This is a genomic window from Mycobacterium sp. ACS1612 (assembly GCF_001667505.1).
Taxonomy (GTDB): Bacteria; Actinomycetota; Actinomycetes; order Mycobacteriales; family Mycobacteriaceae; genus Mycobacterium.
Genome location: NZ_LZHZ01000035.1, coordinates 1 through 14,853, shown reverse-complemented (window position 1 = coordinate 14,853; position 14,853 = coordinate 1). Strand labels below are relative to the sequence as shown.

The window sequence follows — 14,853 nt, the reverse complement described above, 5'->3', positions numbered from 1 at the left end:
CTCATGAACTGGACGCCGGATGGAGAAGCGCTGCGCGGGCGCACAGCTGTTGTCGCCGGTGCGACCCGGGGAGCGGGACGCGGTATCGCCGCTGCGCTCGGTGAGGCGGGGGCCACCGTGATCTGCACTGGTCGCAGCAGCGTGACGGGCAACGGACAGTCCGACTACGACCGTCCGGAAACCATCGAGGAGACAGCCGAACTGGTCACCGCACTCGGCGGGGTCGGCATTGCGATTCAGGTGGATCACCTCGATGTCGCGCAGGTGCAGGCGCTGGCCGATCGCGTCCGCGACGAGCATGGCGGCATCGACATCCTGGTCAACGACATCTGGGGCGCCGAGGTGCTCAAGGGTGGCCCGCCGACGTGGAACCGCCCGATTTGGGAACACGACCTCCACGACGGCCTTCGGATTCTCGACCTCGGCGTCGGCACTCACCTGATCACCGCTCACTGCCTGCTGCCGTTGCTCGTCACGCGACCAGGCGGCCTGCACGTCGAAGTCACCGACGGGACAAAGGACTACAACGACCACACCTACCGGATCTCGGTCTTCTATGACCTGTCCAAGGTCGCGGTCAACAGGCTCGGCTACAGCCTTGGCCACGAACTGGCGCGCTTCGGCGCCACCGCGGTGGCCGTCACACCCGGTTGGCTGCGCTCGGAGATGATGCTCGACAACTGGGGTGTCACCGAGGAGAACTGGCACACGGCGCTGGACCCGCAGCGCACCGACGGCCCGACCGCTCCCCCCGGCTTCGCAGTCTCGGAGTCGCCGCGATTCGTCGGCCGGGGCATCGCGGCATTGGCTGCCGACGAGGACAGGGCGCGCTGGAATCAGCGCTCGGTCACCTCCGCCGAATTGGCCCGCGAATACGGCGTCACCGACATCGACGGCCATCAGCCGGACGGGTGGGCGGAGCTATGAGCGCAGCTCAGCCGCCAAAGTAGACATTTTTTGAGATCTGTTCACCGATTTCGTTGACACCCACCGGCACGCGCTGTTCGATGACTTGGTGACCTACGACACCATCATCGCGAACGGCCGCTGGTTCGACGGCACCGGCGCGCCCTCTGCGGTGCGCAACATCGGCATCCGCGACGGCCACGTGGTGGCGATCTCGCCGAACGAGTTGGACGACACCGCCTGTCCGCGCGTGCTGGACGCGACCGGCAAGTGGGTGTTGCCGGGCATGCTCGACATCCACACCCACTACGACGTCGAGGTGCTGAACGGTCCGTCGCTCTCGGAATCGCTGCGCCACGGCGTGACGACCGTGATGCTCGGATCCTGCTCGTTGTCGACCATCTACGTTGACGGTGAGGACGCGGGCGACATCTTCGGACGTGTCGAGGCGATCCCCCGCGAACACGTCATCGCCGCGGTGAACACCCACAAGACATGGGCCAACGCCGACGAATACATCCGGGCGCTCCAGGCGCGTCCACTGGGTCCCAACCTGGCCGCGTTCATCGGCCATTCCGACATGCGGGCGGCCACCATGGGACTCGACCGCGCAACGCGAAAAGACGAACGTCCCACCAGAGTCGAGCAGGCGCGAATGGAGCAGATGCTCGACGACGCGCTGCGCGCGGGTTTCGTCGGCATGTCCTCGCAACAACTGCTTTTCGACAAGCTTGACGGCGAGGTGTGCCGATCGCGCACGCTGCCTTCGACGTACGCGAAACCGCGTGAACTGCGCAGGCTGAAATCCATCCTGCGGCGCGCGGGCCGAGTCCTGCAGTCCGGCCCCGACATTCAGAATCCGCTGAACCTGGTATCGCAGCTCGCGCAGTCGCTCGGTATCTTCCGCAATCCACTCAAGACCAGCCTGCTCTCGGCCGCTGATGTGAAGTCGAATCCCTACAGCATCCACGCGCTGGGGCCCGCCGCCCGCGTGGTCAACAGGCTCGGCGGCAACTTCCGCTGGCAGCACCTGCCGGTGCCGTTCGAGGTGTACGCCGACGGCATCGACCTCGTGGTTTTCGAGGAGTTCGGTGCGGGCGCGGCCGCGCTGCACCTGCGCGACGAAGTCGAACGCAACGGTCTGATGCGTGACGAAGCGTATCGCCGCCGGTTCCGCAAGGACTACGAGAACAAGTTCGGGATACGGGTATGGCAGCGCGACTTCTTCGACACCGAGATCGTCGAGTGCCCGGATGCATCGGTGATCGGCAAATCGTTCGGTGAAGTGGGCAGGGATCGGGGCGGCCTGCACCCCGTCGACGCGTTCCTCGACCTGGTGCTCGAACACGGTAGGGCATTGCGTTGGCGGACAACGATTTCCAACCACCGCCCCGAGGTCCTCAAGAAGCTGGCCCGCGACTCCGGCATCCAGATGGGGTTCTCCGACGCCGGAGCCCACTTGCGCAACATGGCCTTCTACAACATGGGTCTGCGACTGCTGCGGCACGTCAACGACGCGCAGACGGCGGGCACGCCGTTCATGACGGTCGAGCAGGCCGTGCACCGGCTGACCGGTGAACTGGCCGACTGGTACCGGATCGACGCAGGCCATCTACGCCTGGGCGACCGCGCCGACCTCGTGGTGGTCGACCCCGAGCGGCTCGACGAGATGCTCGACGGCTACGCCGAAGCCGAAGTCGAGCAGTACGGCGGACTCTCGCGCATGGTCAACCGCAACGACGACACGGTCAAAGCGGTGTTCGTCGGCGGCCGCCCGGTGTTCCTCGACGGTGCGCCGACGGACCTCCTCGGCACGCGGCGCACGGGCCGCTTCCTACGTGCCGCGCACAAGGCTCCCGCACTCGCCGAAAGCGAGTTGACCAGTGTCGGTTGAGAACACGGTTCGCGATTTGTGGAAAGCGCTGTCATCTCGCGACTTCGAGGTGGCGAAGACGTACCTTGCCGACGATTGCATCTATTTCGACGTGCCGGTAGGGCCTGCGGTGGCCGCACGTGGCCCCGACGACATCGAGAAGCGCATCCGTATTGCGTGGGACGGGTTGTCGCACTACGAGAACCACGACGGCCTGCTGCTGACCAACGGCGTCGACGCGATGTACGAGCACTCCGAGACGTGGGTCTGGCCCACCGGTGAGACCGCCACCCTTCCGTTCGTCACGGTGCACAAGGTCGAAAACGGCAAGATCACGCTGTGGAAGGACTACTGGGACATGGGCGGTCTGACGAACTTCGCACCGCCATCCTGGCTGGAAAACTTCGCCACGGCCGATATGTCGTGGATGTTCGACGCCACCGGCCTGGTCTGACATCGCAGTAACCCCTTTGCTCGACGCGCCGGCAGACGTCGGCACAGCGCTGGGCCGGGTCGCCACCTCGGCCGTCAGTTGGTCGATCCGACAGCGCACCGGATCAGGCCAGCGCATAGACGCGGTTCGCGTTGCCATGCGCGATCAGGTCGATCACCCGGATCGCGTCGGCTTCGCTCCACTGCCGCGCGGCGACGAAACCCTCCAGCACGCACCGTAGTCCGTCGCGCCACAACCGCGCCCCGAGATAGTGCAGTTCGGCAGGTCCGAACGCGTCCGACGAATACAGGATCTTGCGGAAGGGCGCCATCTCGAGCAGGCGGCCGATGAGCGGCGCCGAGCGCGCACCCAGGTAGTTGATCGCCAACCCGCCGTCGAGGTAGACGTTGTTGAACGCCTGCGCCAGATACCCGGCCTCACGTTCGTACGGGTAACAGTGCAGCAGCATGATCGGGGTGTCTCCGCTGGTGCGCAGAAAGTCCAGCAGATACAGCGGATTCGCCTTGTGCAGATCGCAGTCGCGGTCGCCGAAGCCGACGTGGAACTGCAGCGGCTTGCCCAGGCGCAGCGCCTGATACAGGCCGAACCGCAACAGCACCCGGTCGGTCAACCGGGGCGCACCGCTGTCGCGCCATCGACTGGCCGCCTGTGCCACCTCCGCGGCGGTGGGCTCGGTCAGGTCACCGTCGAAACCGCCGCGGTAGGCGAGGATCGTCTTGGTGGCGATTGCCGTCGCGGCCCGCTCCTCCAGGATCCGTGTGAACGCCGACGCATAGTCTTCGTCTGCGGCCGCGGCGGCCTCGGCCACCGATTCCAGCCTGACGATCTCGTGCACGTACCCTTCGGACAGGTCGGCGACGACGTCGAGATCGGCTACGCCGTCGCCGAATCCGGTGTCCACCAGCCAATCCGACACCTTGGCATGTGACAGGAACAGCCGGGCAAGCGCGTCTTCGGAGTGTCGGCTGCGGCGGCTCCAATACGTGTCGGCGTCGACGTGCCGCGGCAGCCCCAGCAGCGGTGCGCAGTGCGCGCGGACCGCGAACCCGAGTTGACTGTCGAACGCCGAATCGAAGTCGGCGAGCGGTTCGGTATTGGCTTCGTTCAGCCCGTTCTCGAACCGGGCGCGGTCAGGTGCGGCCAGCCAGCAGCCGTGCACGTGATGGTCGACCAGCGGCACGTTTTCGATGTGCTCAGCCAAGAGCGTCGGCACATTACACACTCCACGCCAGGCGGAACTTCTCGGTGAGTTCCTCGTCCGCCAGGTTGCCGTACGTGTCCTGCTCGTAGCGCCGCACTGCGAGCACGGCGTCCACCACCTCGTCGCCGAGAAGGCCTCGCATCAAGGCGGATTGGTCGAGCGTGTCGAGGGCGTCGGCCTGTTTGGCGGCCAGCAGCCTGGTGCCCGCCTGGCCGCGCTGCTCATCGGTCAGCCTGGCCGGATCGACGGTGGTTTCCGGCGGTAGGGTCAGCTTGCGTTCGATGCCGTCGAGCGCGAGGCCGAGTATCGCGGCGGTCGCGAGATACGGATTGGCAGACGGGTCGATCACCTTCACCTCGACGTTCGCGCCCTGCGGATTGCTCGGCCCGCCAATCAGGTATCGCACCGCGGCTTCTCGGTTTTCGGTGCCCCAGCAGACGTATGCACCCGACCACAGACCGGGTTGCATGCGCAAACCCGACACCACCGAACCCGATAGCACACCCTGGGCCTCGCTGAGCCCGGCGAGTAGACCGGCGACGGCGGACTCCCCTTCTGCGGTCATCCCGCCGGCCCCTGCACCGCCGGAGAACAACGGCGTCTGACCGCGCTTCATCGAAAAGTGTTGATGTGCACCGGATCCGACGCTGCCTGCGAAAGGCACCGGAGACAGGCTGACCCGCAGGCCGTAGCGCCGGGCCGCCCTGCCGATGATGATGCGCATCAGCACCAACTGGTCCGCGGCGGCGACGGGTGACAGTGGCGCCAACGAGATCTCGAACTGGTTGCGGCCGTACTCCGGGTGGAACTGTTCGACGGCGGCACCTGAAGCCGCCGCGGCGTTGGTCACGTCCCGGACGAAGCCCTCGAACTCGAGCACTCCGGCCAGCCCGTACTGCGCCCACAGATGCGACGGCAGTTGACTGCCGTCGGGCCCGACGAGAACGAATTCCATCTCGTGGCCGACCACCGCGTCGATGCCCGCTTCGGCCAGCCGGGCCTCGATCCGGCTCAACGCGCCGCGTGTGCAGTACGGATCAGGGGTGCCGTCCTGATCGAAGAAAGCACCTGGTGCCCAAGCCAATCCGTCGCCGAGGATGCGGAGCGCGCCCAGGTCGATCCGTATCCGCTGATCCCCCACCACTCCGGTTCGCTCGCCGAAGACGGTGCCGACCTGATCGATGGCAAACACATGCCAGACCGGGCTGGCGCCGAGGCCTGGATCGGCGAATGTGCCCATCCGCCGAAGCGGCACGGTCTTGGCGTGGATGAGACCCGCCGGGTTGACGACCGTCCCGATCAGCGTGGCGACCCCGTCGGCTTCCAATTGGGCGATCGCAGCGGCGGCTAGCGGTTTGGCTGCCATGACAGCCATTGTCCAATGAGGCGCGGCGAATTACAGCGTGATCTTGCAGCTTTGGCCGATGTCCAGTGTGCGCAGCATCCTGCCCATGCCGAGCCACATTGCGCACGACAGCGCGAGATCCGTCAGCAGTTCGTCGCTGAAGTGCTCGCTGCAGCGGGCCCAGAAATCTTCGTCGTCCCGCAGACCGGTGTGGTCACTGGCGAAGCGTTCGGCGAATTCCGCCGCGATGCGCTCTTGGGCGCTGTATCCCGGCCATGTTCGCCACTCGGCGGCGTGGTCGTAGAGGTCTTCGTCGACACCGGCGACGATGCCCTCGGAGTCGCGGGTGTTCTGGCACACCACGCATTCGTTGTCGAGCGCGATGACCATCCGGGCCAACTCGCGGACCCGCATCGGCAGTCGATTCTTGGTGTACACCGCGTTGGTGAATCCGGCCATGGCGACACCGATGTCCGGGGACTTCGTCACCCAGGCGGCCGCGTCGTCGTCAGCGAAAGATCCAATTCGGCTCATGGCCGAATCGTACGCGCGAGACGGCAGAATTGAAACACGTTCTAATTTTGTAGCACGAGTCAAAAGAGCCGCACCCGTCTGGGGTCGCTGCCCGGCACGTCGACGGGTTCGTCATCACCTGCCTCTCCGCAACGACCGTTCCGCCGGCCATATCGTTAGTCAGGCTATAAAAGTTACTGAACAGGTTACAACGACGACGGCGGCCGCGACACGCACTGCGCGAGGTACAGCTGTTCGCCCAGCTTGTCCATCAGCTGCAGCTGGGTTTCGAGGTAATCGATGTGTTCCTCTTCGTCGGCGAGGATCTTTTCGAAGAGGTTGGCCGTGGTGGCATCTTCCTTCTCGCGGCACATCACGATGCCGGGTTTCAGGCGCGCCATCACTTCATACTCGATGGCCAGATCGGCCTCGAACTGCTCGCGCAGGGTCTGGCCTACCCGCAGCGAGAACAGCCGCTGATAATTCGGCAGCCCGTCCAAAATGAGAATGCGGTCGGTGATCGATTCCGCATGCTGCATTTCTTCGAAAGATTCTTTGCGGGTGTGCTCGGCAATTTCTGTGAATCCCCAATTCGCCTGCATTTTGGAGTGCAGGAAATATTGGTTGATCGCCGTGAGTTCGCTTGTCAACTGCTCGTTGAGCAGTTTCAGAACGTCGGCATCGCCTTGCATGGTCGCTCCTAAGCAACGTGTGGGCTGAATCTAGCTTCGCGGTCCGTAGTGCTTTCCCAATCTAGTGCAGACGTGACCAGGAAGCCCGCCATATTGGCTGGAACGGGCGTGTTTTCGGCTCCGTCACAGTCGACCGGCAGCAACGGACAGGTGGATCGCGAGACGGCTCTGGACTGCCTACGCTAAGTAAGGTTAGACTGCGCTAACACCTACGAGCGGCCTCGAGCGGACAGGGAAACCCGATGAGTGAGTACGAATTACACTCACTCATTCTCGCCTGCGATTTCCGTGTCGACGACGTCGACCGGATGTGGAAGTGGCTCAACAAACACGAAGAACCGTTGGCCTCTATCGGCGCGCATCACGTGGTGCTGTACACGTCGATATGGGAACCCGGTCGGGTGTTGGTGACAATCGGTATCCGACGGGCCGGCTCGATTCGAGAGGTGCTGCGGTCCCCCGCGATATTCGAATGGTTCAACGTCTCGGGTGCCGACGACATACCGCCCATCTTCGGCGGTGAAGTGGTCGAGAAGATCGACCTCGACGGCCCGTCGCCCGAAGGTCACATCGGCCGCGTGGTGGTCGGCGTGATGGCGTCCGTCGACGACGTGCCGACTCTGTTGGCGAAAGTGCACGACGGCCTGGACCGGTTCAAAAGCGGGGGTGTTCGCAAGATTTGGGTATACCAGGCACTCGACGATGGGCGCGAAGTGATGATCCTCCAGGAGATTGCCGACGAGCTCAGCGCGCGGGCCTGGATCGACCATCCAGACGCCGCCGCGGAGTGGATGTCCAGCGCCGGCTTCGGCGCCTACCCCACCCAGTTCGTCGGCAGGTTCGCCCATCTGATGAGCATCGGCGAGCGGGTCTGATCGCGATGTTCGTCTGCCTTTGCACCGGAACCACCAGCCACGTGGTCAGCGAGGTCGTGGCGAACGGTGCGAAGACGTCGAAACAGATCGCCGAGGCCTGCGGTGCGGGCGGCGACTGCGGGCGCTGCCGTCGCACCTTGCGCGCGATGATCGAAGCGCATTACGCCAACCGGCCATCCGAAGCCGTCAGCCACTAGCTTTTCTTCTGCGTGAACTCGGCCAGCGCGTCGGCGTTGGCCGCGGCGCCCATCAGTTCCGCGAAGTGTGCGATCTCGCGTGCGGTCGCCGCGGCGATCTCCGCGCGAGTCGGTTCGACGATCGTCTGCTTGACCGCCATCAGACTCGAAATCGGCCGGGAGGCAAGGATTTCGGCGTGTCGACGCGCTTGCGCAAGCAGGTCGTCGGGTTCGCACACCTTCCATGCCAGTCCCATCTGCTGGGCCTCGGCGGCATCGACCCACTCCGACGACATCAGCAGCCATGCCGCGTTCTGCCTGCCGATCAGCTGGGGCAACAGATACGACGACGCGGCCTCGGGCGCAACGCCCAGGCTGGTGAACGGTGTCTTCAGCCGCGCCGTCGAGGACATGAAGACGAGATCGGCGTAGCCGAGAACCGTTGCGCCGATACCGACTCCGACGCCGTTGACCGCGCAGATCAGCGGCTTGGGTAGGTCGGCGAGAGCCTCGATCATCGTAGTGAAGTGGCTGCCCTGCGCGTTGAACTCGGGGTCGGTGATGCGACGTTGCATCTCCTTGAGGTCGTTGCCTGCCGAGAACGCGCGTCCTGCCCCGGTCAGCAGCACCACCGCGACGTCGGGATCGGCGGCCGCCTCGCGCAGCGCCACCGCGGTCGCCCGGTACAGCTCTTCGTTGAACGCGTTGAGAGCTGCTGGTCGGTTCAGGGTGAGCGTTCGCACCCGGTTCTCGTCGGAGATCTGCAGGACCACGCCTGCAGCGTATGTGTCAGCCGTTGCTGTAGACGCGGGTGGGTGCGATCAGCACCACGGTGCGACGCTGGTCTGCCATCACCCGGTCGTATTCATCCCAGTCGTCGTGCGTTCCGCCTGCGGCGGTGAACACCTCGCGAAGCAGCAACCGCAGTTGTTCGGCGTCGGCGAGCCACGGTGCAGGATCGTCAGGGCCTGCGAGCTCGGCGCGGCCCTCCACCGTCGCCCACATCCAACCCTTGCGGTACGTGACCGTCAGTTGAGGACGGGCCCGCAGATTCGCCAACTTGACCTTGCCGTACGTGACGAATCCGAGCACCTCCTCGCCGGTGGCAGGATGCGGCAGCTTCCCGACGTTGACCAGCGAGGCCTGGATGGTGCTGTCGGCGCGCAGCGTCGAGACGATCGCGAGCCCGCTCTCGTCGGCGGCCAATGCGACCGCGTCGTCAAGCGTCGTCATTGAATCCCTCTCTCGCAAAAGGTGACCGGAACACGTACCGGCTCGTCGGCACCGTGTCGACATCGCGGTTGGCGCCGAAGGCGGTGGTGCTGGCGACCATTCGCTCCATCCGGTCGCGCAGATCCTCGTCGTCGGCGGCACCGAAGAACGCGTGCAGATTGGAGACGGCCTCGATCGGGAAAAGCTCCTCGACGATCGCGTCGATCGTGGGGGCGTCGGCCGTCACCGGATGCACCACCTTGTTCTGCGTGTAGCCGAACGTCGACTGGGTGGCGATGGCGACCGGGGTGTGGTCGAGATGCCACCGGTGCCGCCAGGTCGGCTCGTCGAGATCGCCGGGCCGCCGCAACAGGGCGACGTTGGCGAGGCCGGGGGTGCGGTCGCCGCCGGCGGTGTGCGGTGGCGGCAGCGGCACCGATTCGGTGACCAGGTAGCCGGCCACCTGGTCGCACTCCTTCTCCAGCCTGGCGATCGCGGTGCGCACCTGGTCGCCGTAGGACTGCTGCGTCCACAACGTCACGAAGGCGACCACCGGCGGGTCCAGCGTCGTCAGCGTCATCAACGAGCCTCGCACCGTGTCGTCGCGCACGTTGACGGCCAGCCCAGGCACGCCGAGGTCGAGCAATTCAGCGGCGACGTCCCCGCGCAAACGGCTGCACCACGCCTCGTCCGGATCGGCCCCACGGAGGGTGATGACCACTTTCTCCACGGGACGAAGCTACGCCTCCAGCCGTTCGCGGATGCTGACGAGTCGCTGTTTCAGTTCGGCCTCGTCGATGATGCCGCGCTCCAACAATGAGTGCGCCAGCGCGACGAGTTGGTTCTCCGGATAGGGCAGGTTCGCATAGAGGGTGGCCGACAGCTGGTCCTCTTCGTCGCGACGTTCTTTGAAATTGGGCACGTTCTGCTCACACGATGCGCGGTCCAGCGCATCGCACATCCCGTCGAGGCTGGTTTTCCACGGCGGCACCGGATTCTCGACGCCCCATTTGGCCGCCATCACCGGCCAGATCTGGTTGCGTTCGACGAGCTCCTGCAGAAGCTCAGGACGCTCGGTCATCCGGCGTTCCCCGGGTGGACCGCAGGCCTGGTGGCGGTGATGACGTTGGTGGTGACGCCCGGCTTGGGTAACGCCACACCGATCAGGCAGTCGCGCGTGATGATTTCGACCAGTTGGTCCTCGGTCCAATCTTCGGTGCCCTTCGGTTGCAAGGGCATCACCATGAACCGGTGCTTCTGGTTGGAATCCTGTACGTGCACTGTGATTTCGTCGGGAAGGTACAGGCCGAACTCCGCCAGAACCTGTCGCGGCCAACGCACCAGGCGCCTGCGGTAGTTCGGAGTGCGGTACCACTCCGGTGAGTTGCCGAGGATCGGCCTGGGATAGCACGAACACAGCGCGCACACGATCACGTTGTGCAGCGTCGGGGTGTCGGCGAGGATCTGGAACGCGGTGAAGTCACTCGGTGTCCCCCACCCTGTCGGATGCAGCCAGTCGACACCGACCTCCTTACTGGCCGTCATCGGTTCGGCGAGGGCCAGTTTCTTGAACTCGGGATCCCGCCACGCCTTGGCCACCAGACGCGCCGCCGGCGTCGGGCCGATCTGCTCGGCGAACTCGGTCATGACGCGGTGCTCTTCGGCGGTGAAGATGCCTTTCTCGATGCACAGTTCGCGCAGCGCGATCTCGAGGACCTCGAAGTCGGTGATCTCATCGACCATCGGCGCGACGGTGCGCTCATGGTCGTGGTCATGATCATGCTCTGTCATGCAAAATCCCTCCTGCGCGGCTTATTTCGCGGCTTCGAGCCAGTGTTCGGGAATTTCGGTTGAGATGACGTCGTCGGAGGTTCCGGTGTAGCCGTAGAACAGGTCGGCCATGTTGAACTTCACGATGTAGAACCATTCCGGTTTCGCGGGGCGGTCCCAGGTCTCGTCCTCGGCGGCGGGGCTTTCGTATGCGACCGCCTCGATCTCCCCCTTCGCGCCGCGGACATACTCCGGGGTGCGGGTATAGAAGATCACCGGAAGTTCGCGCACCATCACCGGGTCGCCAACCTTGAACTTGGCCGGATCCGCCTGACCCGCATAGCACTGCGGATCGCCTTTCCCCTCGGCTTCCTCGGCGTGGTTGTTGCGCTTGACGTTCGCCCCGTCACCTTCTGACTTCGGCGTGGCCTCCAGGGCTTTCCCGTCGAGTCCGCCGGCGTAGCGCTGCTTGACCTCGGCCATCCGCTCGCTCAACTCGGTGAGGCCGATGTGGTGCTTTTCCACCAACACACGCGCAACGGCGATCAGCCAGCGACCGTAGTACGGCAATCCGAGATACTCGGCCCGACCGACGTCGACGTTGCCAATGCGGCGCCGCTCCTCCGACAGCCAGATGCCGCGCCACCCCAGCACCTCACACATGACGTAGGTCATGTGCTCCCACAGCTCGTACTGCTTGTTCTCGTACTTCATCGGCGCGTCCGGCTCACCGCCCACGTCGTGAACGGGCTTCAGATACGCGGTGATGCGTCCGTGGTCCAGCATGTCGGGCGTCGGCGCGTCGGGAAGCTCGGGATACGCGGACTTGAGCCGGGCGACGAGGTCCAGCTGGGCGGCACGCTCGGCGGCCGTACTCATGTGTGTTCCCTTCCTTCGTCGGACAGACGGCGCCGTCGCGCGCAAAGGACGAACGAGACGTGACGGCGTAAAAACCGCGTGGTCCGGGATATCGATCGACAACCAGCAACACCATCGGCGTTGTCGGCCATCGGCACCTCCGGCGGGAAATGTGATGCGGTGACCAGACCGTACCTCGAATGACCCTTTTACGTGGGCAAATTCGTGCGAAGTTCAGCATGTCCTGTGCCGCAAAGGATTTGACGGCCCGGTAATTTCGGCTGAATTTCGATGCGTGTGTTGACCGGTTGTGATGCTCATTGGGGTCAAAATGGTCGGATGACCACCGGCGGCGGCGTGATCACCCCGGGGGGCCGGGGGTGGGCCCGGGCGCTGCGGTTGACCACACCGGACTTCGGCGCTGTGGCGCGCAGCCTGCTCGGCCTGCTCGCGGTGGCAGCGGTCGGGCTGGCGTCCGGTTCACCGATGGCGGCGGTCTGGGCCTGCGGCGCGGCGGCGATCGCGGGTGCGATCGCGATGCAGGACAGCCCCGCCGGCCGGGTGCCGCTGGTGATCGTGGTGGCCCTGCAACTGGGCTTCGTCGTGTTCCTCGGCGCGATGACCGCGGCCTACGACCCGGTGTTCATCGCCGTCGTCGCGGTCTGGTGCTTCGCGGCTGCCATGCAGTGGGCCCTCGGCAGTAAACCGGCTTTGGTCGCGGCGGCGGGCGCGGCTCTGTTGGTGATCTCGCCACCCGTGACGCCGTCGCCGGGCGGGGTACTGCTGGCGACGTTGTTGACCATCGCCGCGGGCTGCATCCAGGCCGCGCTGATCGCGGTCTGGCCGCCGCAGCGGTGGCGGGGGCAACGCGAAGCGCTGACTCGGGCCTATCAAGATCTGGCGGCCGATGGGCGGCGGATCGCCGCCGACCCCGAGGCATCGGTGGGCAGCGCGCCGCTGACGTGGCTGCGGGAGGCGTTTGTCGACAGCGACGCGATTCGGCGTCCACTGGCCTACCACGGCGGTTACCGGTTGCCAGAGCGGATCACCGCAACGCTGAGCGCCTTACGCGGTGGTGACGGAGCGGTGGCCGCGGTGCTGACACCTGCAGCAGAGTTTCTCGACGCCATCGCGAGCCACAACCGCAGCGCACAGCGCAACGCCGAGTACGCGCTGGCCCGAGTCGACGCCGCTGCGGAGTCGGTTTCCCAGCCGTATTCGACTGTGGTGCATCGTTTTTCGCAGCAGCTTCACGAGGCTTTCGCGTCGCGGTTCGGCGAATTTCGCAGGCCGGACCTGATCGGCTCGATGCGGGCGGCCGCCGCAGTGGTTCGTGAGCACCTGATAGGGACGTCGCCGGTGTTGCGACACGCGGTTCGGCTGTCCGTGGCGACCGCGTTGGCTGTGGCTGCGGGCCGATACGGTCTTGTCGGACACGGTCATTGGATCGCGCTGACCGTGTTGATGGTGCTGCGCCCGGAGACCGCGCACACCTATACGCGCTGCGTCGGCCGAGTGGCGGGCATCGCGATGGGTGTCGTTGTCGCGTCGGTGTTCACGATGTTGTGGCAACCGGTCGGATTGTCGGCCGCCGTGGTGGCGGCGCTCTTCCTGGCGTTGACGTATGCGATGACGCGGTACGGGTATCTCGCGGTGAGTGCGGCGCTGGCCGCCGCGGTTTCGTTCCTGCTCGACATCAACCCGGGGGCGCACGGCGAGGCGGTCGAGGACCTGTTGTTCGCGGTCATCATCGGTGGCGGGCTGGCGGTGGTCGCTCATGTCATGTGGCCGGACCATGGCCTGGTCCGGTTGCATCAGCGCGCCGGCGAGTTGTTGAAGTCGGAAATCGACTATGCGGCAATGGTGATCAAGGCCTTCGTGCATGAGCTCGATCATCCCGCCGAAGCGCTGTCGTCGGCGTGGCAGCGGACGTTCCGGGCGCGTGCGGCGTTCGAGGCGGCATCCGGTGCGGCCAGGACGGATTCACGTGAGCTGCGTCGGTGGCTACGCTCGTATCGCGCGGCGCTGAATGCCGTCACCAGTGCCTGCACTGCGCTGGAGGCCAGCTTGACCGGAGAGCCGTCGACGGCGTTGACCCCGGAATTCATTGCCGCCGTGGATGATTACGTCGACGCGCTGCGCGGCGGGCCGCCGACTGCCGCCACGCCGTGGACTGTCGACATCGACGAGTTGACCGTGGCGAATCAGCAGGTGCGCCAGCAGGGCGCGGGGTTGGCGGCCGACAACGCGGCGGCCCGGGTGCTGGTTGCCGAGATCGCGGCGATCACCAGAAGCCTGGCCGACATCGCGGCCAGCCGCGAACCCACAGCCTCCTAGCAGTGGGGTGTGACATTTTGGGGTGGTTATCCCCAGGCCTTGTTTTATCCACAGATGGTGGGTTGGGGGCTGTGGCTGGTCGGCGGGGGTGGATAGCGTTGGGTCATGGGCGAATTCATCAGCGGGGAGGCGGCGCGGCAGCGGTTTCGGCTGTTGGCTGCCCAAGTTGATGCCGCTCATGCCGAGATGCGCCAGTTGTCTTCTGCTGAGGTGGGCAACGAGTTCCGCGTCGAGATGGTCGAACAGTTCGAGACCCAGCAGCGGGTTAATCGGGGGTTGATGTATCGGTTCTTCGGTCAGATCGCCGACCCGCCCGATGAACCGAGGATGGCCCCGAGGATGGTCAACAGTCTGGCCGCCCGGTTGCGGATCACCCCCGGTCAGGTCAAAGCCCGGATGAAAACCGCCGCCAAACTAGCCCCGCGGCGCCAACTGTGCGGCCCACCGCTGCCGCCGGTATTGCCCTATGTGGCTGCTGCACTGGCGGGCGGGCAGATCGGCGAAGACCACGTCACGGCCATCGCCAACGCCATCAAGACGCTGCCGTCCAACGTGTCGGTCACCGATCGTGACGAGGTGGAAGCCTCGCTGGTGGGTGAGGCGCTCAAAACCGACGCCGAGATCGTCAAGAAACTGGCCAA

Annotated in this window: 17 protein-coding genes; 7 read left to right on the top strand and 10 right to left on the bottom strand. The window is 65.4% G+C overall.

All coding sequences use genetic code 11. The features are described 5' to 3' along the window. Window positions 1–3: 3 nt before the first annotated feature. From A5724_RS15385 to A5724_RS15375, 3 genes are all read left to right on the top strand, one after another. Entirely contained in the window at window positions 4–927 is a 924-nt protein-coding gene (locus A5724_RS15385) for an SDR family oxidoreductase (protein ID WP_067803256.1), read from the top strand. A gap of 88 nt (window positions 928–1,015) precedes the next feature. Then, complete coding sequence (locus A5724_RS15380; protein WP_082965044.1) at window positions 1,016–2,800, top strand: amidohydrolase family protein; 1,785 nt, start codon at window positions 1,016–1,018, stop codon at window positions 2,798–2,800. Then, window positions 2,790–3,233, top strand: coding sequence for a nuclear transport factor 2 family protein (locus A5724_RS15375; RefSeq protein ID WP_067803245.1), 444 nt, complete (start codon window positions 2,790–2,792; stop codon window positions 3,231–3,233). Before A5724_RS15380 ends, A5724_RS15375 begins: the two co-directional genes overlap by 11 nt. Before the next feature lie 103 nt (window positions 3,234–3,336). On the opposite strand, the gene A5724_RS15370 is transcribed toward A5724_RS15375, so the two are convergent. The 4 genes from A5724_RS15370 to bfr form a co-directional block, all read right to left on the bottom strand. Continuing rightward, window positions 3,337–4,446, bottom strand: a complete 1,110-nt coding sequence (locus A5724_RS15370; RefSeq protein ID WP_067803242.1) for an amidohydrolase family protein — start codon at window positions 4,444–4,446, stop codon at window positions 3,337–3,339. Between the two features lies 1 nt (window position 4,447). Beyond that, window positions 4,448–5,809, bottom strand: coding sequence for a glutamine synthetase family protein (locus tag A5724_RS15365; RefSeq protein ID WP_067803238.1), 1,362 nt, complete (start codon window positions 5,807–5,809; stop codon window positions 4,448–4,450). A gap of 21 nt (window positions 5,810–5,830) precedes the next feature. Continuing rightward, window positions 5,831–6,313 carry a carboxymuconolactone decarboxylase family protein gene (locus tag A5724_RS15360; RefSeq protein ID WP_067803235.1) on the bottom strand — a complete coding sequence of 161 codons (483 nt, stop codon included), beginning with the start codon at window positions 6,311–6,313 and terminating at the stop codon, window positions 5,831–5,833. A gap of 185 nt (window positions 6,314–6,498) precedes the next feature. Further along, window positions 6,499–6,984 carry a bacterioferritin gene (gene bfr, locus A5724_RS15355; protein ID WP_067803232.1) on the bottom strand — a complete coding sequence of 162 codons (486 nt, stop codon included), beginning with the start codon at window positions 6,982–6,984 and terminating at the stop codon, window positions 6,499–6,501. 242 nt (window positions 6,985–7,226) lie between these two features. Here bfr and A5724_RS15350 point away from each other — a divergent pair, with 242 nt between their 5' ends. Beyond that, window positions 7,227–7,859: a fatty-acid--CoA ligase gene (locus A5724_RS15350; RefSeq protein WP_067803229.1), complete on the top strand. Its 633-nt coding sequence runs from the start codon at window positions 7,227–7,229 to the stop codon at window positions 7,857–7,859. Window positions 7,860–7,864: 5 nt separating this feature from the next. Next, entirely contained in the window at window positions 7,865–8,056 is a 192-nt protein-coding gene (locus tag A5724_RS15345) for a bacterioferritin-associated ferredoxin (RefSeq protein ID WP_067803226.1), read from the top strand. On the opposite strand, the gene A5724_RS15340 is transcribed toward A5724_RS15345, so the two are convergent. Genes A5724_RS15340 through A5724_RS15315 form a run of 6 tightly spaced genes read right to left on the bottom strand, consistent with a single transcriptional unit; the run spans window position 8,053 to window position 11,896 of the window. After that, window positions 8,053–8,808 (bottom strand): enoyl-CoA hydratase/isomerase family protein, encoded by a 756-nt coding sequence (locus A5724_RS15340; RefSeq protein ID WP_067803223.1) that lies wholly within the window; start codon window positions 8,806–8,808, stop codon window positions 8,053–8,055. The genes A5724_RS15345 and A5724_RS15340 overlap by 4 nt on opposite strands. A 16-nt stretch (window positions 8,809–8,824) precedes the next feature. Continuing rightward, window positions 8,825–9,268, bottom strand: coding sequence for a TIGR03618 family F420-dependent PPOX class oxidoreductase (locus A5724_RS15335; protein ID WP_067803220.1), 444 nt, complete (start codon window positions 9,266–9,268; stop codon window positions 8,825–8,827). Then, the gene (locus tag A5724_RS15330; protein ID WP_067803217.1) at window positions 9,255–9,977 is read right to left on the bottom strand and encodes an EthD domain-containing protein; all 723 of its coding nucleotides are present in this window, start codon (window positions 9,975–9,977) and stop codon (window positions 9,255–9,257) included. Before A5724_RS15330 ends, A5724_RS15335 begins: the two co-directional genes overlap by 14 nt. A gap of 9 nt (window positions 9,978–9,986) precedes the next feature. Beyond that, the gene (locus tag A5724_RS15325; RefSeq protein ID WP_067803211.1) at window positions 9,987–10,328 is read right to left on the bottom strand and encodes a thiocyanate hydrolase; all 342 of its coding nucleotides are present in this window, start codon (window positions 10,326–10,328) and stop codon (window positions 9,987–9,989) included. Beyond that, window positions 10,325–11,038: a thiocyanate hydrolase subunit gamma gene (gene scnC / locus A5724_RS15320; RefSeq protein ID WP_067803209.1), complete on the bottom strand. Its 714-nt coding sequence runs from the start codon at window positions 11,036–11,038 to the stop codon at window positions 10,325–10,327. Before scnC ends, A5724_RS15325 begins: the two co-directional genes overlap by 4 nt. A 21-nt stretch (window positions 11,039–11,059) precedes the next feature. Next, window positions 11,060–11,896 carry an SH3-like domain-containing protein gene (locus tag A5724_RS15315; protein WP_067803207.1) on the bottom strand — a complete coding sequence of 279 codons (837 nt, stop codon included), beginning with the start codon at window positions 11,894–11,896 and terminating at the stop codon, window positions 11,060–11,062. Window positions 11,897–12,214: 318 nt separating this feature from the next. On the opposite strand from A5724_RS15315, the gene A5724_RS15310 reads away from it, so the two are divergent. After that, complete coding sequence (locus A5724_RS15310) at window positions 12,215–14,212, top strand: FUSC family protein (RefSeq protein WP_067803203.1); 1,998 nt, start codon at window positions 12,215–12,217, stop codon at window positions 14,210–14,212. Between the two features lie 105 nt (window positions 14,213–14,317). Continuing rightward, the coding region (locus A5724_RS15305) for a DUF222 domain-containing protein (RefSeq protein WP_156752298.1) at window positions 14,318–14,853 on the top strand (536 nt) is incomplete at its 3' end.